Origin of the sequence: Streptomyces sp. CA-106110 (genome assembly GCF_050936285.1) — a bacterium.
GTDB lineage: Bacteria > Actinomycetota > Actinomycetes > Streptomycetales > Streptomycetaceae > Streptomyces.
Window position 1 is genome coordinate 3,971,861 of sequence record NZ_JBNJNB010000001.1, and the last position, 22,927, is coordinate 3,994,787.

Sequence of the window (22,927 nt, forward strand, 5' to 3'; positions counted from 1 at the left end):
GGCCCAGGAACGATCACTACCCCGTCAGTGGCTGCGTTGACCTGCTCCGTGGACTCGACCTCCACGCCGAGGTGGTCAAGGCGGGTCTCCTACCCGGGTCCGGCCTGAAGCCGACTTGCGAGTCCGGGCGGCGGCCGACACCGTCAGCCGACCGCCAGTCAGTCCGTGCGTTGCTGCGGTTCGGACTGTCCAGTGCCGCTCTTGGTGAGAGCCGTGCGCGCGGCCTGCAGCAGTTCTTCGGAGATCGGATTGCCCCGGGTGGCGCGGGCAAGGACGAGGGCACCGACCATGGTGCAGAGCTGGACCATGCCGTCGTCGTCGCCAGTGGCCAGCTGGGCGGCCCGGTTCCGTACCCCGTTGATGTAGACGTCCTGGGAGCGGGCGGCCTGGTCGGGTTCGCGCCCCAGGTCGGCGGCGAATCCGGAGACAGGGCAGCCGTCCCCGGCGTGATCGCGGTGCCAGACCGAGAGATATTGCTCGATCAGCGTCCGGCGGGCGACCTCGTGGTCCCCGGCGGGCTCCTCTAGCCCAGCCGGCGCGTGTGCCGCCGGATCCTCGAAGGCGTGGGCGATGGCCTTGTCGACCAGGTCCTCCTTGGAGGCGAACTGCTTGTAGAACGCGCCGTGCGTGAGCCCGGAGGCCTTCATCAGGTCGGCGATGCTGACCGCGGTGCCCTTCTCACGGAACAGCCGGGAGGCAGTGGCCACGACGTACTGCCGGTTCTCCTGCGCTTGCGCCTTGGACACGCGGCCCACGGGATCACTCTCCTCAAATAACTGTTGCTTGCAATCTATTCTAGCCCGCGTTTAGTCTGATTGCGACATCTATTTTGTCGGCGAGGCCACCCGCAGGTCAGGCAGGGCCTTGCGCTGCCTCCCGCCGTCCGAGGCCGACGACCTCCGCCCGGCAATCGCAGAACCATCGACAGCACTGGAGACCCCCGTGGCATCACCACCCACTCCCGCCGAGTCCTCGACGCCCGCGCCGTCCACGCCACCCGTGCCGCCCGCCCAGCGGCGAAGGGTTTCCGAGGTGGTCCACCGTCGGCGCTGGGCCATCCTGACCGTGCTCGCGTTCAGCCTCCTGGTGGTGATGCTGGACAATTCGATCCTCAACGTGGCGATGAAGACCATCGCCCAGCCTGCTCCCACCGGACTCGGCTCCACCCAGAGCCAGCTGGAGTGGGCGGTCAACTCCTACACGCTGGTCTTCGCCGGATTGCTCTTCACCGCGGGTCTGCTGGGTGACCGGCTCGGCCGCAAGAAGGTGCTGCTCTTCGGCATGGCCGTGTTCGGTGCGGGATCCGTGCTGTCCGCGCTGTCGGACTCCTCCGGGCAGCTCATCACCTTCCGCGCCGTGATGGGCTTCGGCGGGGCCTTCATCCTGCCCGCCACCCTCGCGATCATCATGAACGTCTTCGAGCCCGAGGAGCAGCCCAAGGCCATCGGCATCTGGACCGGTGTGGTCGGTTTCGCCATCGCCGCCGGTCCCATCACCGGCGGCATCCTGCTGCAGCACTTCTGGTGGGGCTCGGTCTTCCTGGTCAATGTGCCGATCGTGGTAGCTGCGATGGTCGCGATGGTGGCGATCGTCCCCGACTCCAAGGACCCCAGGCCCGGCAGGCTCGACCCCATCGGCGTACTGCTGTCGATCGTCGGTCTGGCGGTGCTGGTCTACGGCATCATCAAGGGCGGCCAGCTGGGCGACTTCACCCGGCCCGAGGCGTGGGCGACGATCCTGGGCGGCCTGGCGGTCCTTGCCGGTTTCGTGGTGTACGAGGCCCGCAGCGACCATCCGGCCCTCGACGTCACCTACTTCCGCAACCGGCGGTTCTCCGCCTCCGTCGCCGCCATCGGCCTGGTCTTCTTCGCCCTCATGGGCGTCACGTTCTTCAGCGTCTTCTACAACCAGAGCGTGCGCGGTTATAGCGTCCTGCAGTCCGGTCTGCTCGTGCTGCCGCTGGCCGCCTCCCAGATGTTCTTCGCCCCGCGGGCCCGGCTGGTCGTGAACCGCTTCGGCGCCCGGGCCGTGTGCGCCGCCGGCCTCGTCCTGACCGCCGTGGCCTTCGCCGGCTTCCTGCTGCTCGGCCAGGACACCCCCATCTGGGTGCTGGAGGTGCTGTTCTTCCTGATGGGCACGGGGATGGCCCATGTGATGCCGCCCGCCACCGTCATGATCATGTCGTCGCTGCCGCGGGAGAAGGCCGGCTCCGGATCCGCGGTCAACAACACCTTCCGGCAGGTCGGCGGGGCCATGGGCGTCGCCGTGCTGGGGTCGCTGCTGTCCACCACCTACCGCAGCGGCATCGATGGCCACCTGGACGTACTGCCTGCCTCCGACCGGCACGCCGCAGGTGAATCCGTCCAGGCGACCCTGACCGTCGCCGAGAAGCTGGGACCGGCCGGCAGGGCCCTGGTGCAGCCCGCGCACGACGCCTTCATCCACGCCATGCACATCACCGCGGTGGGGTCCGCGGCCGTCGCTCTGGTCGGCGCGGTCGTCGTGCTGGTCTTCCTGCCGGGCAAGGCCGCCGCCGCGGCCGCCAGCGGTGCTAAGTCCCAACGCCAGACTCTCTGAGCCCGACGGTGATCACGAACCATCCCCGCGAGACACCGGAGACGTCCCCGCAGTGTCGTCGCCGAATCCGCCGTCTTCGAGACCGTACTGCGGCTGCTCGAAGAGGCCGTCACGACGTGTGAAATCGCCACACGGACCCGCGGTGACATCGCGGGGCCAACGCCTTGCTGACGGTTCCGCTGACGCTCTGATCACAGCTCAAATCAGATATTTTCCATTAATTTCGAAGGAGATCGCCCGATGGTTGCCAACAACCTTGTTCTTATCCCCGGTGCCGGCGGCGTGGGCCGCACGGTCTTCGAGCACTTGCGTGCTCAGGATGTGCCGGTGCGTTTCATGGTCCGCCGCGATGACGAGCGGGCCTCTGAGCTGCGGGCACTGGGCGCAGAGGTCGTCATCGGTGACCTGACCCGGCCTGAGACGGTAGCGGCCGCGCTGCAGGGCGTGGCGCGGATGTACTTCGGGATGCGCGTGTCGCCGGACCATCTGCTGGCGGCGACCGTGGTGGCTTCCGTTGCGAAGGAGTACGGGAAGCTGGAGGCCCTGGTCGACCTGTCGCAGATGACGGTGTCGCAGATGACCGCCACCAGCACGGAGGAGTCGCACCAGCAGCGGCTGCACTGGCTGGCGGAGCAGGTGTTCGACTGGTCGGGTCTGCCGGTGGTGCACGTCCGGCCGACGGCGTTCCTGGACACTCCGCTGTTCACCACGATGGCGGCGCGGTCGATTCAGGAGAACGGCACGATCGCGGTTCCGTTCGGCACCGGACGCACCTCGCCGGTCGCCGTGGACGACGTCGCCCGCGTCATCGCCACCGTGCTCCGCGACCCGGCTCCCCACAGCGGGCAGGTCTACGAGCTGACCGGGCCGCGCTCGGTCGACATGACGGAGCTGGCCGCGGAATTCTCTCGGGCGCTGGGCAGGCCGGTGTCCTATGTGGACATGCCCCCGAAGCGGTGGGAGGCCCACCTCCCGAAGCTGGGGATGCCCCAGCACCTCGAACAGCACGTCGCCACCATGGCCCAGCTGCACCGGAACGACCGTTACAACCGCACCGCCGACGGCGTCGAGCGCGTGACCGGCATCCCCGCCCAGTCCATCGAGGCGTTTGTAACCGCCCGAAAGGACTTCTACCTGGGCTGAACCGCCCCGACCCAGCCCTCTCGGCCATGTCGTCTCCAGTTCAGATGGTGATCGTTGCTACTGTGGCGGGGCGACGACATGGCCGATCAGCCGACGGGTTTCTGGGACGCTCGTGACCGCCGCCTTGTAAGGGCGGGGGTACGGTGGCCCTGGCGCCCAGGTCATACGAGCTCTAACAGCAGCCCAGGTCACTCACACATCTCCACTGTGGCGAACCGCCGTTGACCGTGATTGACCGCACGATGTGGCACGACTGTGGCACGTTTCGAGCGACCGAGCGTTTAGAAGGCGCTGAGTTCCTCGACGGGTAATCGGCCCCTGACCTGACTCTATGAGGGCCGGGCCCCCTTCCCTGCACAGCCCGGTGGATTCTGGTTCCGGGTCCCATACGTGCTCGGGAAGGAGGCCCTCAATGTCGGTCTACGTCGGCATCGACGTGCACCGCAAGCGCTCACAGATCGCGGTCGTTGATCACGATGGCGCGGTGCAGGTGAATCGGAACGTGCCCAACGGGGTCGAGACGGTGCTCTCGGTGATCGGTGATCTTCCGATCGGAGCCCCGGTGGCCTTCGAGGCCGCTTACGGCTGGGGCTGGCTGGTGGAACTGCTGGAGGACTACGGCTTCGAGCCGCACCTGGTGCACCCGCTGCGGTGCAAGGCCATCGCCTCCGCGCGGCTGAAGAACGACAAGGTCGACGCGGCGACCCTTGCCCAACTGCTCCGTGCGGATCTGCTGCCGGAGGCGTGGATCGCCCCGCTGGATGTGCGCCAGCAACGGGCTCTGCTGCGTCACCGCTGCCAGCTGGTGCGTCTGCGCACGCTGCTACGCAACCGTGTCCATGCCGTCCTGGCGGACTACGGCTGCGACCGGCCGGGCGGCTACTTCACCGCTCCGGGACGGGTCTGGCTCGACGGCTTGGACCTGCCGGACGCCTCGCACCGCGTGGTCGACGATCTTCTGGTCCTGATGGACGCGCTCAAAGAGCCGATCGACGCCCTGGACCAGCAGCTGGTCGCGCACGCCCGTGGTGATCCGCGGGTCAAATCCCTCACCCAGCTGCCGGGGGTGGGTACGCTCACCGCCCTGATCATCGTTGCCGAGATCGGTGACATCAGCCGTTTCCCCTCCGCCCGCAAGCTCACCGCGTGGGCGGGGCTCACCCCGACGGTCCGCGGCTCGGACATGACTGTCCGGCACGGCCACATCTCCAAACAGGGTTCGGACTGGCTGCGGTGGATCTTGTGTGAAGCCGCCCAGACCGCCAAGCGGTCTCCGGAGTTCGCCGCCTCCTACCAGCGCCTCGCCCGGCGCCGGGGCAAGAAGATCGCCACTACCGCGATCGCCCGCCGCCTGTTGGCCCGCGCCTACCATCTGCTGCGCGCAGTCCAGGCCCCACCCGACCGGCAGAGGACTCGATGACACCAGCCGACGACAACCGCCAGGGGCGGTCGCAGACCCCGGGTGAGCTCGCATTTGCCCATGAGACGGGCTGTCGCCCGTGCTCGATGACCTGACTGAGCAGCCCGGATCCCCCGAACTACGGTCATGGCGCCGGCCCGCCCGGCCAGACGCCGAATGGGTGGATGTGAGCTCACTCCGCCAAGGCCATCAGCGCATCGGGGACGTCAACGACCAAACCCCTGAACATTGGTGACGCTTCCTCGCTCCCGGTCCAGGGCCCTGCACGGCAGCCCTGCCAGACGAGCACGAGGAAGACCCACAAAGGAAAGCACCTCGGCGAACAACAAAAAGCCGCAGGTCGGGGGCACTTCTACGCTTGACAAGCCCGGCCCTCATGGGTGGGCAAAGAGTGTGGTTGGCATGGTGCCGCTGGGAACGTCGACACGCATTCGACGAGCGCCCTGGCCTACCTGCCTTGCAGCACCATGGGCGTCACCAGTCGCCTCGGAAACGCCGATACTCGTCGTTCATCAGGTCCCAGAAGGACTGGTATCGGACTGCGCCGGGCAGCCAATGGGCAACGAACCAGGCTTCCCACTCGCCTTCTGCCGTGACCACGCACGGGTTGAGGAGGTAGACCTCGGTGGCCTCTGGCGTGTGGCTGATCTTCAGGGTATGCGGCACGTACTCGGGGCGTATCGAGACGGGGTCCTGGGCCTCGCCGTAAATGAAGTACTCCTCGTCAGCTACCCGTGCGCCAGCAGCCCCGTACGCCTCGATCCAGACCGTCACGAGGTCGGGGTCAAGGTCCCGGGTCCATCCGACTTCATGGGCCGACAGGATCCGCTCGATGTCGGAGGTCGTGTTGAGCCAGCCATCGCTCGTCAGCAAGAACTGCCGGTAACTCGCCGGCAGTACGGTGCCCAGACGGTCCTCCAGCGCGCCGACGTCCTCGACGCTGGCACCCGCCCGACCCAGCCAACGGGCCCGGCGCACATTCTCGGAAAACGGCTCGGCCCGTTCCTGCTCGTGCAACACCGAATCGAGCCACTCATCACTCCAGCGCTGTAGCAACTCCCGCCACGCGTAGGACTGCTCACCGTTTTGGCGTATGTCGCTCACAGCAGCAGATTAGAGGCAGGTGGCGGCAGGCCTCGCACGGTCACTGTCATCCAGGTGGGCTGACATCCGCTTTAGGAGTTCGGTCCAAGCCCAGCCCGGCGGCGTCAGCGCATGGTTGGGGCGGACGCGCCAGGCCGTGCATGGGCGCCCGCGTCCGGCGCTGTTGATGTCACCCGTGGATGTCAGCTGGAGCTAGCGCTTCTTGCGAATCTTGCGCTTCTTCCGAGGCGTGGCGATCACGTAGTCGGTGCGCGGCCAGGACCACTCGGATCAGCCTTCCTTCCGGTTGAATTCGTTCGCGCACCCCCCGGAAGTCATGTCCCGAGTGAAGCAGGCGACGAAGGAATCCGGGGAGCCGTAGAAGGCCAATTTCATGTCCTTGCAGTCCACGCCGTCGAAGGTGACCGTGCCATACGTGGGAGACCAGGATCCATGTAGCCGTTCGGTGAACCCGGAGCACCCAGAGTCGACGACGTCCGAGACCTTGTCCAAGCCTTTGGCCGTGAAGGTGCCGTCGTCCTTGAACTCAACTGTCGCCCCGGTCCAGTCCGACCACACGCCCGTCAGCTGATCAGCGGTGTTGACCTCGACTGGGTAGTCGGAACAGGAGGCCAACAGGAATGTCACCGCACATCCCAACGCAGCGCCCATGAATGCACGTCGTATCCGCTGATGCTGGTTGCCAGCCATATGGCCCTGCCTCTCGCGTCTCGCACATGCCCGGTAGCGACGCCTCAAGGAAGCGGCCAACATCATCTTGAACGTGTTCAAATCCTGGTGTCAATGGGGCCGGGGTGCGCTTCGCGATTACGGTCCGTGCGCCTGGCAGCGAAGGTCGGCATGGACTTTGGGCGGGAGCTGCCATGGTCCGTGGGTGCGGGGCCGCTGAGGTCTGGCGGGCTGGTCAGACGGGCTACTGGGGGCATGTGCGGTTGGCCCCGGTCGACATGGTTGCTGTACTTCGCTGCTGCACCGCACAGGCATCTGCGATCATCATCAGCGTGACCGATGACGAGGTGCTGGCGGCGGTCGAGGCCCGCGTTCAGGCCGGGCGCCCAACGGACCTGCGCGACAGTCTGCTCACGCCGGCACCCGCATCTGCGGAGGCGTTTGCGGAGGCAGAGCGCATCATCGGTTACCCACTCCCGCCACTGCTCCGCCGCCTCTACATGGAGGTGGCAAACGGCGGATTCGGTCCCTTCGGCGGCATCGAAGGCCTCCGCGACGGATACACAAGCGAGGGGCCAAGCATGCTGGAGATGTGTCTCCAGTGCGACGAGCCCGATCCGTATCCAGAAGAGCAAGCGCCACCTTCTCCGCCTCACGGGGTGCTGTTGTTTTGTGACCACGGCTGTGCCATGTGGTCCCTGCTCGACTGCCGACGCCCGGAGGGGCAGATGTGGTGGTGGGACCAGGGAGAGCGGCACAAGTGCGACCTGACGCTCCGTGAATGGCTGAGCATGTGGCTCGAAGGGAAGCTTGAGCACGGCATCCCGGGCGACCTCGCGCTGGAGGACGACGAGTCTTGGTACTGGCCTGAGACCGGCGGCCACTGAGCCCACTGCCACGATGGGTCTCGCGGCAACCTCGGCGGGGTCCTCGATGACCCAGTCAAGCGCCCCAGCCTGGGGCTTGGAGCACTAGTTTGGAAGACGCCGTATGCGGATGACGGCTGACCTGGCAACTCCCTGACCTGGGTCGGAGCGCGATCGGCACCGCTGTTCCCCGTGAGTCCCTGCTGCGTCCCGCCGGATCGGGCACGCAGCGGGCATGACTGGGCACGGGGCGAGGCCGCTCCTCCGATGGGCGTAGTCGGCTGCGGGTGGCGCTCGTTGCTGCGTGGTGTGGCTTTGCTGATCAGCGCGAACGGTCCGGGGCGGCTCTTCCGTTGCGTTCTGAGGCCGGGCTGTCACCGGTTGGTGACGAACCCCCTGGCCGTGCCTGAAGATGTTCAGTTCTTACGGTCTGGACTCCACTCGTAGACCATGGGGGCGGTCTCGATGACCTCGCTTGGCCAGACCTGTCGAAGTCGGTCCAGTTGGACTCGGTGATCCTGGATCCAGTCGCCTTGTGGCCGGATCCAGAAGAATGTGGAGACTCGGTCGGGGTCGTGGATCGTCACACATACGGACTGATCCTCGTTGAGACGAATGCCAAGCTCCAGACCCCGGCCGCCGCCGATTCCTGCGTTCCCACTGGTCTCCAGCCCTTCAAGCTCGTGTTCCCAGGCGGAGAGATCCCGCTGCGAGAGGTAGAGCTCGAGGCGTGCGTCGAGGAAGCTGGTGAACACCAAGACATCGGCACGCAGGGTGTCATGGCCGGTCAGAATGCCCGGCTGATAACGCCCAGTGACGCGAACGATGCACCGGTCGCCGTCTGCGTCTGCCAGGTGAATCAGGTCGACTGGTTCCGGCTCTCCCACAGTGCGCCTCCGCTCGAACTGGCGTTACGAGTAGCGTGCATCCTCTCAGGAGGACGCGCGATGTACTCATGGGAGCCACGCTGCCTCCGACTGCCCGAAGAGCTCAGACCCTTCAGTTGGAGATCAGCGGCCCCGCTGTAGTTTGAGGACCGGTGGGTGGCGGCCGTGCCGTGGGGTGTTCGGCTTCGCGGGCATGGTTGCGCCGCCTGTGACAGGCGCGGGCGACGGCCTGGTGGCAGCGTCGCCACCAGGACCAGTGCAGGCCGTGGCGGATCCGCTCGGCCGGGGTGGGCTGGGGTGCCATCACCCACAGCAGTCGGGCGATTTCATACGCCGTGAACGCGATAGCGGCGGTGCCGGTAGGGCTGGTGGGATCGGCGAGGTCCCCCTGTGTGGCCGGGAGGCGTGTCCAAGCTGGCGTGCAGGATCTCCGCGACGCGGTCGGGGCCGGGGGCGGGCTCCTCGTCGCGGGTGGCGGCCGCGGCCTGGACAGCCAGGAAGGCCGCGGCCAGCTGGGCCAGGGTGATGTGCCGGTACCAGCCGTGGAAGGAACGCACCTCGTAATCGGCCATCCCGGCGGCCGACTTCGCGAGCTTGATCGCTTCCTCCACTCGCCAGCGGGCCCCGGGTACACAGACCAGCTCTTCCACGGTGGTCTCGGGCGGGCCCCAGGCCAGGTAGTAGTCGCGCCCGGTGGGGGTCTGCGGCCGTCGCCGGGCGATGAACCACCGCGCCCACGCCCCGTCGCCGGTCTCCGCCTCAGGGTCGGGGATACGGCGTACCCACCACTGCCAGACGCGGGAGTCGAGCTGGCAGGGGCCGGCCGGCAGGGTGACCCAGTCGTCCTCGGCGGCGTGCCGCTCCACCAGCCTCGCGGCGTGCCGCCAGCCGGGACGGGGCAGCACCGTGTGGTTGGCCTGCACGTTCACCGCGTAGGGCAGATGGTGCTCCTCCAGGAAGACGCGGAAGGCGCCGTCGCGTCCATAGACCTCATCGGCGGCCACCCACACCCGGTCCTCGGGAAGGTTGGGCAGCGTACGGGCGATCATCTGCTCGGCCAGGCGGGGCTTGGTGGCGAAACCGACGGTGTCGGGGACGTGTGCGGCGCGGCAGCGGGCCCGGTCCTCGGTCCATTCCCGGGGCTGGTAGATCTCCCGGTCGATCAGTGCCTGCCCGCGTCCGGTGGCCCAGGCGGCCATCACCCCGATCTGGCACGGGAAGACCCCGCCGAGCGTGCCGGAGTACTGCCTGGCCACCCCGACCGAGGCCCGGCCCTTCTTGGCGAAGCCGGTCTCGTCGACCACCAAAACCCCCGCTCCGCCGGGCCCAGCTCCCCTCCCGCCGTCGTCCAGGCCATCGATGACGTAGCGTCGGGTGAAGTCCCGCAGCGCATCGACGTCCCAGACCGAGCGGTCCAGCAGATGCTGCTGCCCCCACGGCTCGGCGTCGCCGCCGTACTCGGCAAGCTGCCAGCCATTCTTGCGTGACACCGGGGAGAGCAGGCCGCGGATGCACCGCGCGGCCCGCATCCGCAGATCCGCCCGCGGGAAGATCCCGCCAACCTCCACCAGCAGGTTCTCCAACTGATCGGAGAACTCCTCGGCCCGCTCCCGATCGGTGATCTCCGGCATAATGTCCAGTAACTCCGCCTTCATACAAGGCAGTTACCCCCACACGATGACCGAGGAACTACAGCGGGGCCGCTGATCTCCAACTGAAGGGGCAGTCACGGCAGCTGTAGTTCGTGATCATGTGGCTGCGGTGACCTCGTTCCAGCGGCGGTGACACGGCAGCTGTAGATAGCTCTGCCTGGTATTCATCGCGGCTGGTCAGCGGGGTGACAGGCGTGGGTGTGGGCGTGAGGACGGCCGCCTCGATCATGACGTGGTGTGACGCAACATCAGGACGAGACGGCCGCTTCGACCACGGTAGACCATGAGGGCCACGAGGCCGCGTTCGGGGCCTTGTTGGCCTCGTTGTCCGACTGCTTCGCCCGCTCCGAGAGCAGGGAGACGTTCGCGCGGATGACTAGGGGCATGCTGATGGAGCTCGAGGACGTCAACTGCTGGAGCCTGGCCGAAGCGATCGGTGAGCGGGGCCCGCACCGCCTGCACCATCTGCTGTCCCGCGCGGTATGGGACGAACAAGCGGTGCTCGAGCGGACGGCGGACTGGGCCGTGGACCTGCTCGACGACGGCGACGGGGTCCTGATCGCGGATGAGACGGGGGACGCGAAGTCCTCGACCGACGCGGTGGCCGCGGCCCGCCAGTACTCCGGCTCGGTCGGCGGCGTGGCTCTGTGCCAGGTCGCGGTGCACCTCACCTTCGCCACGGCCGCCGGGCACTGCCTGATCGACCGGCGCCTGTACTTCACCAGGGAGTGGGCCGGCGACGAGGAGCGTCGTGAACTGACCGGTGTTCCCGACGAGCTGTGCTTTGCAAGCAAGCCGCAACTCGCGGCCCACATGCTCCGCGCCGCCGGTCAGCAGGGCATATCTGCATCCTTCTTCCTGGGTGACGAGGTCTACGGAGGGCGGCGGCGCGCGATGATCCATCGTGCCCAGGCCTCGTCCCCGACCGGCTCGCCCGGGTCGATGATCCGGCGTGCCCACCACTGCCAGACGCGGGTGTCCAGCTGGGAGGGCCCGGCTGGTAGCTGAACCCAGTCCTCCTCCTGGGCGACGCGCTCCACCAGCCGTCCCGCATGCCTCCATCCCGGGCGTGCCAGTACCGGCGTGTTCGCCTGGACCGCTACCACGTAGGGCAAGTGATGTTCCTCGAGGAAGGAGCGGAAGGCCTTTTCTCGCCCGTAGACCTCGTCCGCCGCTACCCACACTGCTCCTTCGCCCTGGGGCAGGTCGGGCAGCGCCCGCTCGATCATCGCCTCGGCCAGCCGCGGCTTGGTCATGAAAGCGCGGTCCTCGGGCACGTGCGCGGCCCGGCAGCGCGCCGGGTCGCCTGTCCACTCCTTCGGCAGGTACAACTCCCGGTCGATCAACGCCTGACCGGCTCCGGTCGCCCACGCGGCCATCACCCCGACCTGGCAGGGGAAGACACCCCCCAGCGCCCCGGAATACTGCCTGGCCACCCCGGCCGAGGCCGTGCCGCGCTTGGCGAACCCGGTCTCGTCCACCACCAGCACTCCCGCCCCGCCCGGCCCCGCGCCCTCCCCATCATCCGCCAGCGCCGCGACCACGTGACGCCGCGTAAAGTCCCGCATCCCCTCCACGTCCCAACGCGCACGGTCCAGCAGATGCTGCTGATTCCACGGCGCACCGTCGCCGGCGTACTCCGCCAACTGCCAGCCGTTCTTCCGCGAGACCGGCCCCAACAAGCCCCGCACACACGCCGCAGCCCGACACCGCACGCCCACCCGGGGGAAGAACCGGCCGACCTCCAACAGCAGGTCATCCAACTGCCCAGCCCACTCCTCCGCCCACTCCCGGTCCGACACCGCGCCCACAACGTCCAGCAACTCGACCTGCATACACGCCAGTTACCCGCCCTACGAGATCGACGAACTACGACCCCGACCATGATCTACAGCTGAAGGGTCAGAGGGTGAGGCGAGCAGCACGGTGCGAAACGCCGTGTCCATCCACCCGGGATCGATGGCCACGCCCATGGTGCGTTCCATGAGCGCGAAGGACTCGGCGCACAGGGTCCCCATGTGGAAGGCGACCCCTTCTGCCCAGGCGGGGACCTCCGGTTCCGGGTCCATCCAGGCCGCGTCCTCGAGCTCGAAGGGGTCGAACATGCCGTCTACGTGGCCATCAAGGGCGTGCATGACCTGGTACCTGGCATTCACACTCCGGTAGACGCTGAAGAACTCGCCTCCGTCAGCGGACGCTCGCCGGGCGATCTCAGCGATGCTGCCGCGGAAGCCCCACTCGATAGCAATGACATGCCGATCGGCACTGACCACACGGAGCAGCCCGTAGTCCTCATAGAGGTGGGATGCCTGTTCGTCGACGGTCTCGGCGAAGGTCATCAGCCGCGACGCTCCAGGATCGCCACCGAACGCCCGGATCACCTCGGTCTCCGTTTTTCCTGCAATCACGGAGAAGGTGTACGCATCGAGCTCGTCGGCATCGGCCCACGCGTATCGGGCGACGAGGTCTTCCCACCTCGCAGCGTCGCTGCGCTCCGGGCCCCGAGGCACGTCAGGAGTCATGGTGCCGCACCCTACAGAGCGATCGGCGTAGCGACTTTGACCGAGGCTTGGAGCACTAGTTTGGAAGACGCCGTATACGGGTGACCGCTGACCTGGCGACTCCTTGACCTGGTCCGGAGCGAGGTTGGCGCCGTCGTTCCCCGTGAGTCCCCGCTGCGTCCCCTCCGAACGGGCACGCAACGGGCACGGGGGCACAGCCGACCCTCTGCTTTTCAGGCGAGTTGATTGTGCGGCCAGGATCATGATCCGGCCCGAGAACGACAGACGTCGGCACCTCGTGACATACCGCTGCGTACGCTGACGTCCGTTGTCGTTGCCGTCAGACTGCCGTCAGGGGCCGATGGCCAGGGATGGCGTGGGGCACGGGCACCTTCTGATCCGTAGCTCTATGTGGACCGGTCACTGGAGGTCATACCGGTCGGGCTAAGGGCGCGCAGAGAATCAAGGCGTTGCTTCCGTGGATCTGGCTCGTTGATGTGATATGGCCATATCGCAGGAGACTCGTGATCAACTCTTTGTGAGATTAGCGGTGTTGGTTCCGCACCTGGACGAGCGTCAGCGCCGTCTGCTGATGGGAACCGAGGCCCGGATCCTGGGACACGGCGGGATCCGGGCGGTCGCGCAGGCGGCCGGGGTCAGCGAGACCACCGTCCGCAAGGGCGTCGACGAGCTGGAGGCGGGTGCGGAGCCTTCGGGACGGGTCCGCCGCCCCGGCGGCGGGCGTAAGAGGGCGGCCGAGGTGGACGAGGGGTTGCGTCCTGCGCTGTTGGCGCTGGTCGAGCCGGATATGCGTGGGGATCCGATGTCGCCGCTGCGCTGGACGACGAAGTCGACGCGCAAACTCGCCGGTGAACTCACTCGGCAGGGCCATCGCGTTTCGGCGGACACCGTCGGTGACCTGCTGCGCGAGGAGGGCTTCAGTCTGCAGGCCAACGCCAAGACGATCGAGGGCAGCCAGCATCCCGACCGCGACGCGCAGTTCCGCTACATCAACGAACAGGCCCGCGATCACCGAGACGCCGGGGATCCGGTGATCAGCGTGGACACGAAGAAGAAAGAGCTGGTCGGCGAGTACAAGAACGCTGGGCGTGAGTGGCAGCCTCAGGGCGAGCCGGTGCAGGTCAAGACGCACGACTTCCTCGACCGGCAGGGGCCGGGCAAGGCGATCCCCTACGGGATCTACGACATCACGGCGAACACCGGCTGGGTCAACGTCGGGTGCGACCACGACACCGCGGCCTTCGCGGTCGCTTCGATTGGCCGCTGGTGGCATGCCCGTGGCCGGCACGACTACCCGCATGCCGCACGGCTGCTGATCACCGCGGACGCCGGCGGCTCCAATGGCTACCGCACCCGCGCATGGAAGACCGAACTCGCAGCCCTCGCGGCCGAGACCGGCCTGCAGATCACGGTCTGCCACATGCCGCCCGGCACATCGAAATGGAACAGAGTGGAGCACCGGCTGTTCTCCCACATCTCCATGAACTGGCGCGGCAGACCGCTGACCAGCCACGACGTCATCGTGAATACCATCGCAGCCACCACCACCGGCACCGGGCTCCGGGTCGAGGCCGCACTCGACACCAACACCTACGACACCGGCATCAAAGTCACCGACGCCGAGATCGACGCCCTGGCGATGAGCAGGCACCGCTTCCACGGAGACTGGAACTACACGCTCCACCCCGCCGATGCCCCGCCCACTCCCGGCCCGAGGACGGATCCCGCGACCGTCGCCCGGCCGGCTGCAGCACCGGCTCGCATCGACGGCTCCATGCTCTGGGACCCTGAGCTGACCGGCATGACCTTCGTCGAACTGGACACCCTGCTCAACGATCTGATCCCTGCCCTGGCCGAACAGCGCGAGCGGCTCCGCCACGAGCGACGGGGCGGCGAACGACACCGAACACGCGGCGCAGGGGCCAAGGACAAGCTCTCCGACGCCGACCGGATCCTGGCCACCGTGCTCTACCAGCGCAAGATCGGCACCCATGACTTGCTTGCCCAGCTCTTCGGCGTCACCAGAAGCACCCTCACCCGCGCTGTCCAGGAAGTGCGACCCCTCCTGGCCGAGGCCGGCCACACGATCCCGCCGTCGACAGCCAGATTCCGCACCCCAACGGACCTGGCTACCCACCTCGACAGGTACGGCAACCAGCCACCAACGAAGATCAAACCAGCATGTTGATTCTCTGCGCGCCCTAACGACTCGGTCCGCGATAGCTCAGGTCGTGGCTGAGCAGGATGACTGCCCGGGAGTTCGATATGGGTGCCGCAATTCGGTAGCAACGATGCGCGGGCTACTGCTTGGATGTCCGCCGTGACTGCTGTGGATCTTGATGATCGCCGTGAGCTGCTGGACGGCCTTGAGCACTATTACGACGCGGTACCCCGGTCTGCCGCTCGCGTCGAGGACTTGGGACCGCTGACCCTGTTCGTCCGCAACGGAGACGGTTTTCCCTTCTATGCGCGCCCGTCTGTGGGTTGGTCCGGAGCGGTGAGCGCCGCGGAGGTGGCGGGTGTGCGCGCCCGGCAGCGGGAGTTGGGCCTCCCGGAGAGTTTCGAATGGGTCGCTGAGACCACGCCTGGGCTGCGGACGGCCGTCGAGCAGACGGGCCTCGTTGTGCACGAGCACCCTTTGATGGTGCTGAGCAGGCACGAACCGATCCCGGCTTTGCCGGAGCGGTCCGACGGCGTTGTTTCGCGCTCCCTCGGACCGGACGATCCCGCTTTGCCTAGCGCGCTGGCCCTGCTCTACTTGGCTTTCGGTGAACCAGGCACTCGCGTTGGATCGGCTGGCGTGGCGGAACTGGACGAGGCCGTGGAGAGCCGGGCCGCTGACGGATCCGTGGAACGCATGGCGTCCCGCATCCGGGATGGCCTGACGCGCGTTGCCGCGGCGGTCGAGGGTGGAAGAGCCCTGTGTGCCGGTCGACACCAACCCGTCGGAACGGTCAGTGAGATTGTCGGGATGGGGACCTTGCCGACTGCACGCCGGCGTGGCCTTGCGCTCGCGGTCACTGCGTCTTTGGTGGCCGATGCACGCTCTCGCGGAGTCGGGACCGTGTTCTTGTCCGCGAGCGACGACGACGTCGCTCGGATCTACTCCCGGCTCGGCTTTCGCCGGGTGGGCACCGCCCTGATTGCCGAGCCCGCCGAATAGCCGTGATGCGAAGGGTTCGCCGCGGGTTGGGCTGGGTGTGACATCGGCGTGGGCCCGTGCGGCCTTGACCCATCGAGCCTTCTGCGGTCTCTCCCGCGTACATCTCGGCGACTTGATCGAGGAGCTGGCAGACCCATGGCTGGCTCGGTGCGAGTCGTCTCTGCGCGAGCGGCGTGGCGGCGCGCGACGGCGGGAGGCTGGCGCCGGTCCAAAGCACGACCTGGTCTTCACTGACCGATTGCTGGTCACCCTGGTGCACCTGCGCACCGGCCTCCCGCACGCCGCACTGGCCAAGCTGTACGGCACGGCCCGCTCCACGGTCTCCCGCGCCATCGGCGAGATCCGCCCGCTGCTGGCCACGCGCGGCTTCGCGGTCCCTGACCATCTCGGCGTTCGACTGCGCACGCTGGCGGACGTGTTCGCCTACGCCGAAACCGAAGGAATCACCCTTCGGATCGATGGAGCCGAGACCCAGGTCCGCCGACCCAAGGCCCTTCGGCCTGGACGGCGGGCCTTCGTCTCCGGGAAGAAGAAACAGAACACCATCAAGACCACCACCATCAGCGACGGTCAGGGCCGTCTGCTGTGGTCCGGTGCGGACCGGCCAGGCCGCATGCACGACCAGACGGCGATGCGCACCGAGGGCATCGCCGAGCAGTTCCGGAACCGCCCGAAAGTGCGCGCCGAGGTCGACGAGGGCTATCGGGGCCTGGCTAACGAGTTCCCTCAGCAGGTCAGCGCCCCGCCGAAGAAGCCGAAGGACGGCGCCCCACTGGGCGAGCAGCACGCCTGGAGGGAGATGCGCCGCCGGCAGTCCTCGGCCCGGATCTGCGTCGAGCATGCCAACGCCGAACTCCGGCAGTGGCGCCCGCTCCAGCGGTACATCGGTCGACGTGACGACTATGCCGAGACCCACCGCGCAATCGCCTCGCTCGTCTCGGACCGCTGCGCCAGCAGGGCGACCCGCCTCAATTCGAGTACTGAACTCGTGTTTGTCCGTCAGGCGACCTGCTGATCAACCACCAGCCGAACGGTCAGGTCAGCACATCCCGACGTCAATCGCGGACCAAGTCGTAAGGCTGTACAGGGACGCTGTCGGACGGGGCCGGTTGCTGTGGTTGCTGTACTTCGTTGCTGTACGCCTTCGGCAGCGACTGAAGCACTGCTTGTGGCCGGCTCGCGCTCGACTGGCGCGCCATGTGTAATGTCGCGGGGCAACCGGTCGGGAGGGGCTAACCAGCGTGAACCTGGGCATCGTCGGTCAGGCGGCCGGTCTGTTCGCCGTCACCAACATCGATGACATTCTGATCTTGTCGTTGTTCTTTGCCCAGGGCGCCGGACACCCCGGTTCCGGTCGGCGGATCATCGTCGGCCAGTACCTCGGCTTTGCCGCCATCCTTGCCGTTTCGGTCGCCGCCGCCTTCGGCGCCACCTTCCTCCCTGAATCGGCGATCCCCTACCTCGGCCTGCTTCCGCTCGCCCTCGGCCTGAAAGCGGCCTGGCAGGCATGGAAGCACCGCGGTGACGAGGACGGCGAACAGGAGGCGAAGGAAGGCGGCCCGAGGGCGCTGGAGGTCGCTGCGGTGACCTTCGCGAACGGTGGCGACAACATCGGTGTCTACGTCCCGGTCTTCGCCACGGCCGGCTTGGGCGGCATGAGCGTGTACGCGGTGGTCTTCCTGATCCTGGTGGCCGTGTGGTGCTTCGCGGGCCGGTTCTTCGCCACCCGCCCGCTGGTCGCCAAGGCACTCAGCCGGTGGGGTCACATCCTGCTCCCCGTCGTCCTGATCGCCATCGGCCTGCTGATCCTCATCGAAGGCGGCGCCTTCGGCCTGTAATGGACGGCTGCTGTATGGCTGGGGCACGGTTCAGGCAGGTGACGCACTCGCTTTCGAGTTCTGTTCCTGCTCGTCAGGGCAGCGTTCGGCCTTGTCCACGCTCGTTCACCACCGCGCTCCACTCGCCAGGCTTGTACGCCCGTGAACGGCTCTGGGCAGAGATGAATGAGACCAAAACTGAGACCACTTCCCGCGGGGCTTCGCGGCACGCCGGCGTCGTCACCCTGCTGGCTCACCGCGGAACGCGCACCGCCCGCTGCCCTGCGGGCCACCCCCAGCGCTCACCTGGGTGCGCGTGTAGGTAAGAGGCATCAGCGAGCTTGCGCCCTTTTTCTGATCACCCACCGGACGCACTGCCTCGTGAAAGCGCGAGGTTAGACCATGTGGCCCCGAAGCAGTGGCCAATGGGCGCGCCTGCACGGGGCCGCCATGCTTCCATCTGCTCAGGAGGCAAAAATGACCGTTGAGAACCGATGGCAGGCCCCTGTCCGCCGACGTGTGCTGTCCATGACCGGTCTGTCCGTGCTCGCCGGGACACTGGTATCCGCGTGCGGCGCGCCCACCGAAGAGGGGCGAGCTGGGCAAGCCAAAGACGAAATGATCAGACCGGTGCGGACTGGTCTGAGTGACTGGACGGGCGTGGCCGGGGCGCTGGGCCGCGGGGGGCAGCTGAAACATAATGTGGCCTACTACACACCTCTCCCGCGGAGTGACCTGACCGTGGTCTCGCGTGGTGTCACCGTGAGGCCTGCGCTCGCTCTCAGCTCGCATATCGGCTTCGTCCGCTACTCGGATGGCGGTTCGCTCCTCATGGGTGATGTGGTCGTCACCGAGCAAGAGCTTCAGCAGTTCATCGACGTGCTGCAGGAACACGGGATCGAGCTGACCGCGATTCACAAGCATTTGCCTTCACAGACCCCCGCCGTCTGGGGGATCCACGTCCATGCGCACGGCGACGACCCGGTCGCCATCGCCCGTGGCCTGCGTACGGCGTTCGACCGCACCGGTACTCCTCCCGCACGCCCCCCGGCTCGCCAGCGGCCATTGGATCTGGACACCTCCGGGATCGACACCGCGCTGGGTGTCAAAGGCAGCGTCTATGACGGTGTCTACCGCAACTTCTTCGCCCGCCGTGAGACGGTCACCGAAGGCGGCATGGTCCTGCCGCCAGCACTGGGATCGACCACCAACATCAACTTCCAGCCCCTGGGCCACGGCCGGGCCGCGATCAGCGGCGACTGCGTAATGGTCGCCTCAGAGGTCCAGAATGTTCTCAAAGCCCTGCGCCACGCCGGAGTCGAACTCGTTGAACTCCACAATCATGGACTCCGCGACGAGCCCCGCCTCTTCTTCACCCACTTCTGGGCCATCGGCGACGCGGTTACTCTCGCCCGCAGACTCCGCCCCGCTGTGGACGCCACAAACGTCGTCCCCATCCAGGGGGCAGGCTGAAGGACGCTCCGTGGGGGAGCAACGACCCCACGCGGCACCCAACAGGCGCGCGCTCCGCAACCGGCCTATCCGCGTCCGCCTGGCCGTCTCCCGACTTGCGCCATCGTGTCCGAAGCTCCGGGCCGCCAACCGCAAGTGAAGCTGGTCGGTGAGGATCTGGAAGACCGTCATCGTGTCTTCGCGTTCGATCGGTCAGCGTCCGCCGAAGTACGGGGGCGTGGCACAACGATCGGCAGCGCCAGGTCGAGGCTTCACGTGTCCGTGGGTGAAGGCGCGCAGGACGCTGCCCAGGGTGAAGGGGGCCCGCACAGCGGTGAACAGGCGGTCCATCACGCCGTGCCGCAACCGGTCCATGTCGGCCAACCGGCTCTGTGTCTCGGCCGATCGTCCACGGAGGTCCGGCGTCGACCGGTGCTGTTCGCGCTTGTTGGTGTCAGCCGCTGGTGTCAGCCACCGCACGCAGCCTTGGCAAGAGGCTTTTCTCTCCGACCTGGAGCACCAGTTTGGAGGATCGCGTATGCGGATCGGGGCTGACCTGCCGAGTTCCTGACCTGGGATGGCGCATGGCTGGGCCCGACGTTCCTTGCGGTTCCCCGCCGTGTCCCCCCGTCACGGGCACGCAGGGGGCACGCGTGTCTCTCTACCGCCCCCTTGATGCGAACTACGGGCGGGACGCTCGCTGGTGTCAACCTCTACTGTTCGAACGAGCGGATAGAGGCAGAACGACACGAGGAACGGGACGGGATGTCGGACGACGAGGCCAATTCGTGGTTCGTATGGGGTGAGGGCACCGTGTTCCGCCAGCCTGGCGGCAAAGGCATGTTGCTCAACGGTCTTGCCGATGAGCGGCTGTTCGCCGCCATTGCCGCGCTGGATTTCGACTGGACACCACCACCGCCCTCCGAACCCGACGTCGAGGTGTGGTGGGGGGACCCTGTGGTGGTGGACGGGCCATGGGTGATCTTCACCGGTGGCACCGAACAGGAGATCCGAGCGTTCGTGGACCGCTATGAGGACGTGCGCGGGATGCTGCGTGTATCCAGCGTGTGGTCATCTGGCTCCGCGCATGATCGGCCGGACAAGCCCGAGTGGCGTCCGTAGGCCCACCAAAGAGACATTCCTAAGCCACCACCTACCCCAAGCTCCCATCCCGTCCGCCGTCGACCCACACACCGTGGAGCGGGCGTGGTTCATGGCGTCCAGGTGGAGCGCGCCACTGTACGAACGACCTGGACGCCATGGGCCGCGTCTGCTCGGCTCTGCCTGGGTCGACCGTGAACGTGCCGGGCTCGCCCAGCAGGCCGACGGCGTGGCCTGCTGGGCGAGCCCGGCACGTTCACGGTCGCATCCAGCGCACGGGTCGGTCAGCCGAAGCCCGAGATCTGGTGCACCGGCACCTTCCGGTCGGACGACGGCCGCTCCACGGACCCAGCGGCACGCTTCACCGTGAACCCGTCCTTGGCCTCAGGGCAGATCACCCGCCTGGACCGGGTCGGCGCTGACTCCTACATGCGGATCAGCCCGGCCCGCGCCGAGGGGTACGCGGCGTTGACGCTGTTCGGCATGGCCCTGTTCGTCTTTGCGGGGGCCGGACTCGCCTCCCGGGCGAACTCCACTGGCCGGCCCGAACTCCGCGCCGGCCTCGTCGGCCGCGCCGGGCTCCGACTCGGTCAGGCAGGGATCATCCTGCTTCTGGGTGCGGCGCTCTGCGTCATCATCGCGTTCCTGGGCACACTGCTGGGCGGCTGACCGAGTCCGGCCGCCCGTGAGGAACGCCGTGGATCGGGTGCTTCTCCCGGCCGGCGCGGGTCCTCCTCGGACGGCCCCGGCCCGCTATGGACCGAGGTGGCGTCTTTGCAGGTCAAGGCCCTGGCTCCGCGGCAGACGGCCCGGCGACGCTGACTCAACGGCACGAGCTGGGCACCCGCACCGCCAGCAGGGCCACGTCGTCCTCGTTGTCCGGCGGGCGCGCCCGTGCCAGCACCTGGTCCGCGAAGGACTCCAGGGGACGGTGGGCCAAGGACGCCGCATGTCTGCGCAGGCGGTTCAGGCCCTCGTCCAGAATCTGCCCCGGGGACTCGATCAGGCCGTCGGTGTAGAGGAGAAGGGTCGCCCCGGGCGGCAGTTGCACCGTGGCATCGGGACGGACCTGGTCGGGCGCGATGCCCAGCAGGATCCCGTGGCCGTCGGTCAGATAGTGGGCCAGGCCCTCGTGGGTCACCAGCAGCGGCGGTGGATGCCCCGCGTTGGTCCAGGACAGCTCGCACTGGCCGGCGTCGTTCACCGTCATGCGGGCGAAGACCAGCGTGGCCATGGAGACCTCCGCGATGTGCAGGGTCGCGTTGTCCAGCCATTCCACGATCTTGCTCGGCGGCTCCAGCTGGGACAGGGCGTACGCGCGGAGCATGTTGCGCAACTGGGCCATGCCGGCCGCCGCGTCCAGGTCGTGGCCGACGACGTCGCCGATGGCAAGCGCGGTGGCGCCGTCCGTCAGTGTGAACGCGTCGTACCAGTCGCCGCCGACCTGCGAGGCGTCCGGCGCGGGCAGATAGCGGGCGGTCATGCCGAGGCCCGGCCCACGCGGCAGATGCGGCAGCAGATGGCGCTGCATGGTCTCCGCGACCTTGCGCTGGCGCTGGTAGAGACGGGCGTTGTCGAGGGCGAGGCTGGCGCGGCGGGCGATGTCCTCCAGCAAAACGATGTCGGTCGAGGTGAACTGCTCGGGCTGGTCGGCCCGGCCGAGGGTGAGGGCACCCAGTACGTCGCGCAGGCTGCGGATGGGGACGACGACGGCCGAGTGCATGCCGGTCACCTCGAACAGGCGCCGCTGCTCGACCGCGATGCCGGAATCGGGCTGGCCCTGGTAGGTCTCGGGGCTGACGAGGGTCGACGCGATGCCACGCAGGGCACGGGACAGGGGCATCGAGGAGTCCTGGGGTACCGGCGGCATGGGGCCCTGGAGATCCTCCCGGAACTCCACGGTGCCGCTCTCGGCATGGGCGACAGCGAAGCGGACCACCTCGTCCTCCTCGCTGATCAGGTCGATGACGGCCCAGTCGGCGAGGCGGGGCACGACGAGGCCGATCAGGCGGTGCAGCGCCTCGTCGATGTCCAGGGTGGAGGTGAGCAGGGTGGTCGTCTCGGCGAGCAACGTCAGCCGTTGCAGATCGGAGAGCCGCCCGGTGGCCGGTGGCCGCTGGGCGGGCACCTCGGCCCGGCCTGCCGAGTGGAAGAGGACGAGGGTGATCGACGGCCGGACGCCGATGTCGCAAGGGGTGGCCAGCCACGACACCGGCAGCAGCGTGCCGTCACCGCGCTCGAGCCACTCGTCGGCGCCCTGCGCCGTGCGTCCGGCGAGGATGCACTCCCAGATCCTGCACTGGGCCCTCGGCACGGATTCCCCGCCGCTGCTGCGGTGCAGCAGGTCGTGTGCGTCATGGCCGAGCAGACCGGAGGCGGGACGTGCCAGGAGTTGTTCGCAGCGCCTGTTGACGCCGACGATGCAGCCACGCGCGTCCGTCAGGTAGGCACCCGTGCCGAGGGTCTCAAGGGCCTTGGCCACCGTCTCCTGAGAACCGCCTGCAGTAGTCATGGCCGCCTCCCCTCACCGGAGAAACGCCTCGTCCGCCGTTTT

19 protein-coding genes and 1 pseudogene are annotated in these 22,927 nt (G+C 67.6%); 12 read left to right on the forward strand and 8 right to left on the reverse strand.

Annotated features, from left to right (window positions below):
- Positions 1-158: 158 nt before the first annotated feature.
- Positions 159-755, reverse strand: a complete 597-nt coding sequence (locus ACQEXA_RS18275; protein ID WP_433130561.1) for a TetR/AcrR family transcriptional regulator — start codon at positions 753-755, stop codon at positions 159-161.
- A 244-nt stretch (positions 756-999) separates the two neighbouring features.
- On the opposite strand from ACQEXA_RS18275, the gene ACQEXA_RS18280 reads away from it, so the two are divergent.
- The 3 genes from ACQEXA_RS18280 (at position 1,000) to ACQEXA_RS18290 (ending at position 5,140) form a co-directional block, all read left to right on the forward strand.
- On the forward strand, positions 1,000-2,577 hold the full coding sequence (locus tag ACQEXA_RS18280; protein ID WP_432939593.1) for an MFS transporter: 1,578 nt from the start codon (positions 1,000-1,002) through the stop codon (positions 2,575-2,577).
- 240 nt (positions 2,578-2,817) lie between these two features.
- The gene (locus ACQEXA_RS18285; RefSeq protein ID WP_432933169.1) at positions 2,818-3,720 is read left to right on the forward strand and encodes an NmrA family NAD(P)-binding protein; all 903 of its coding nucleotides are present in this window, start codon (positions 2,818-2,820) and stop codon (positions 3,718-3,720) included.
- A 412-nt stretch (positions 3,721-4,132) separates the two neighbouring features.
- Complete coding sequence (locus ACQEXA_RS18290; RefSeq protein ID WP_432933167.1) at positions 4,133-5,140, forward strand: IS110 family transposase; 1,008 nt, start codon at positions 4,133-4,135, stop codon at positions 5,138-5,140.
- Positions 5,141-5,614: 474 nt separating this feature from the next.
- Here ACQEXA_RS18290 and ACQEXA_RS18295 read toward each other — a convergent pair whose 3' ends face one another.
- Complete coding sequence (locus tag ACQEXA_RS18295; RefSeq protein WP_432933165.1) at positions 5,615-6,244, reverse strand: SMI1/KNR4 family protein; 630 nt, start codon at positions 6,242-6,244, stop codon at positions 5,615-5,617.
- A gap of 270 nt (positions 6,245-6,514) precedes the next feature.
- Complete coding sequence (locus ACQEXA_RS18300) at positions 6,515-6,934, reverse strand: hypothetical protein (RefSeq protein WP_433130563.1); 420 nt, start codon at positions 6,932-6,934, stop codon at positions 6,515-6,517.
- A 311-nt stretch (positions 6,935-7,245) separates the two neighbouring features.
- Here ACQEXA_RS18300 and ACQEXA_RS18305 point away from each other — a divergent pair, with 311 nt between their 5' ends.
- The gene (locus ACQEXA_RS18305; RefSeq protein ID WP_433130565.1) at positions 7,246-7,800 is read left to right on the forward strand and encodes an SMI1/KNR4 family protein; all 555 of its coding nucleotides are present in this window, start codon (positions 7,246-7,248) and stop codon (positions 7,798-7,800) included.
- 395 nt (positions 7,801-8,195) lie between these two features.
- Here ACQEXA_RS18305 and ACQEXA_RS18310 read toward each other — a convergent pair whose 3' ends face one another.
- Together ACQEXA_RS18310 and ACQEXA_RS18315 are read right to left on the reverse strand one after the other, a co-directional pair.
- Entirely contained in the window at positions 8,196-8,666 is a 471-nt protein-coding gene (locus ACQEXA_RS18310) for a DUF5959 family protein (RefSeq protein WP_432933159.1), read from the reverse strand.
- Between the two features lie 326 nt (positions 8,667-8,992).
- The gene (locus tag ACQEXA_RS18315) at positions 8,993-10,321 is read right to left on the reverse strand and encodes an IS701 family transposase (protein WP_433130567.1); all 1,329 of its coding nucleotides are present in this window, start codon (positions 10,319-10,321) and stop codon (positions 8,993-8,995) included.
- A 234-nt stretch (positions 10,322-10,555) separates the two neighbouring features.
- On the opposite strand from ACQEXA_RS18315, the pseudogene ACQEXA_RS18320 reads away from it, so the two are divergent.
- A pseudogene (locus ACQEXA_RS18320) lies at positions 10,556-11,161 on the forward strand (IS701 family transposase); the annotation flags it as partial.
- Between the two features lie 29 nt (positions 11,162-11,190).
- Here the strand turns inward: ACQEXA_RS18320 and ACQEXA_RS18325 are convergent.
- Both ACQEXA_RS18325 and ACQEXA_RS18330 read right to left on the reverse strand, forming a co-directional pair.
- Entirely contained in the window at positions 11,191-12,153 is a 963-nt protein-coding gene (locus ACQEXA_RS18325) for an IS701 family transposase (RefSeq protein WP_433130569.1), read from the reverse strand.
- Positions 12,154-12,171: 18 nt separating this feature from the next.
- Positions 12,172-12,840, reverse strand: coding sequence for a DUF6461 domain-containing protein (locus ACQEXA_RS18330; protein WP_432933155.1), 669 nt, complete (start codon positions 12,838-12,840; stop codon positions 12,172-12,174).
- A gap of 481 nt (positions 12,841-13,321) precedes the next feature.
- On the opposite strand from ACQEXA_RS18330, the gene ACQEXA_RS18335 reads away from it, so the two are divergent.
- The 7 genes from ACQEXA_RS18335 to ACQEXA_RS18365 all read left to right on the forward strand — a co-directional run bounded on the left by ACQEXA_RS18335 (position 13,322) and on the right by ACQEXA_RS18365 (position 21,042).
- On the forward strand, positions 13,322-15,028 hold the full coding sequence (locus ACQEXA_RS18335) for an ISAzo13 family transposase (RefSeq protein ID WP_433128026.1): 1,707 nt from the start codon (positions 13,322-13,324) through the stop codon (positions 15,026-15,028).
- 132 nt (positions 15,029-15,160) lie between these two features.
- Complete coding sequence (locus tag ACQEXA_RS18340; RefSeq protein WP_432933153.1) at positions 15,161-16,003, forward strand: GNAT family N-acetyltransferase; 843 nt, start codon at positions 15,161-15,163, stop codon at positions 16,001-16,003.
- A gap of 37 nt (positions 16,004-16,040) precedes the next feature.
- Positions 16,041-17,018, forward strand: a complete 978-nt coding sequence (locus tag ACQEXA_RS18345) for a transposase family protein (protein ID WP_432933152.1) — start codon at positions 16,041-16,043, stop codon at positions 17,016-17,018.
- A 226-nt stretch (positions 17,019-17,244) separates the two neighbouring features.
- Positions 17,245-17,841 carry a cadmium resistance transporter gene (locus ACQEXA_RS18350; RefSeq protein WP_432933150.1) on the forward strand — a complete coding sequence of 199 codons (597 nt, stop codon included), beginning with the start codon at positions 17,245-17,247 and terminating at the stop codon, positions 17,839-17,841.
- A 456-nt stretch (positions 17,842-18,297) separates the two neighbouring features.
- Entirely contained in the window at positions 18,298-19,293 is a 996-nt protein-coding gene (locus ACQEXA_RS18355) for a DUF1259 domain-containing protein (RefSeq protein ID WP_432933149.1), read from the forward strand.
- 744 nt (positions 19,294-20,037) lie between these two features.
- Positions 20,038-20,394, forward strand: coding sequence for a hypothetical protein (locus ACQEXA_RS18360; protein WP_432933147.1), 357 nt, complete (start codon positions 20,038-20,040; stop codon positions 20,392-20,394).
- A gap of 345 nt (positions 20,395-20,739) precedes the next feature.
- The gene (locus ACQEXA_RS18365) at positions 20,740-21,042 is read left to right on the forward strand and encodes a hypothetical protein (protein WP_432933145.1); all 303 of its coding nucleotides are present in this window, start codon (positions 20,740-20,742) and stop codon (positions 21,040-21,042) included.
- Between the two features lie 154 nt (positions 21,043-21,196).
- On the opposite strand, the gene ACQEXA_RS18370 is transcribed toward ACQEXA_RS18365, so the two are convergent.
- Positions 21,197-22,885: a SpoIIE family protein phosphatase gene (locus ACQEXA_RS18370; protein ID WP_432933143.1), complete on the reverse strand. Its 1,689-nt coding sequence runs from the start codon at positions 22,883-22,885 to the stop codon at positions 21,197-21,199.
- Positions 22,886-22,927: the final 42 nt, after the last annotated feature.

Coding starts and splice junctions, on each gene's coding strand:
- ACQEXA_RS18285 (WP_432933169.1), top strand. CDS start 2,818: ATGGTTGCCAACAACCTTGTTCTTATCCCCGGTGCCGGCGGCGTGGGC.
- ACQEXA_RS18290 (WP_432933167.1), top strand. CDS start 4,133: ATGTCGGTCTACGTCGGCATCGACGTGCACCGCAAGCGCTCACAGATC.
- ACQEXA_RS18300 (WP_433130563.1), bottom strand. CDS start 6,934: ATGGCTGGCAACCAGCATCAGCGGATACGACGTGCATTCATGGGCGCT.
- ACQEXA_RS18315 (WP_433130567.1), bottom strand. CDS start 10,321: ATGAAGGCGGAGTTACTGGACATTATGCCGGAGATCACCGATCGGGAG.
- ACQEXA_RS18325 (WP_433130569.1), bottom strand. CDS start 12,153: ATGCAGGTCGAGTTGCTGGACGTTGTGGGCGCGGTGTCGGACCGGGAG.
- ACQEXA_RS18330 (WP_432933155.1), bottom strand. CDS start 12,840: ATGACTCCTGACGTGCCTCGGGGCCCGGAGCGCAGCGACGCTGCGAGG.
- ACQEXA_RS18335 (WP_433128026.1), top strand. CDS start 13,322: ATGGCCATATCGCAGGAGACTCGTGATCAACTCTTTGTGAGATTAGCG.
- ACQEXA_RS18355 (WP_432933149.1), top strand. CDS start 18,298: ATGACCGTTGAGAACCGATGGCAGGCCCCTGTCCGCCGACGTGTGCTG.
- ACQEXA_RS18360 (WP_432933147.1), top strand. CDS start 20,038: ATGTCGGACGACGAGGCCAATTCGTGGTTCGTATGGGGTGAGGGCACC.
- ACQEXA_RS18370 (WP_432933143.1), bottom strand. CDS start 22,885: ATGACTACTGCAGGCGGTTCTCAGGAGACGGTGGCCAAGGCCCTTGAG.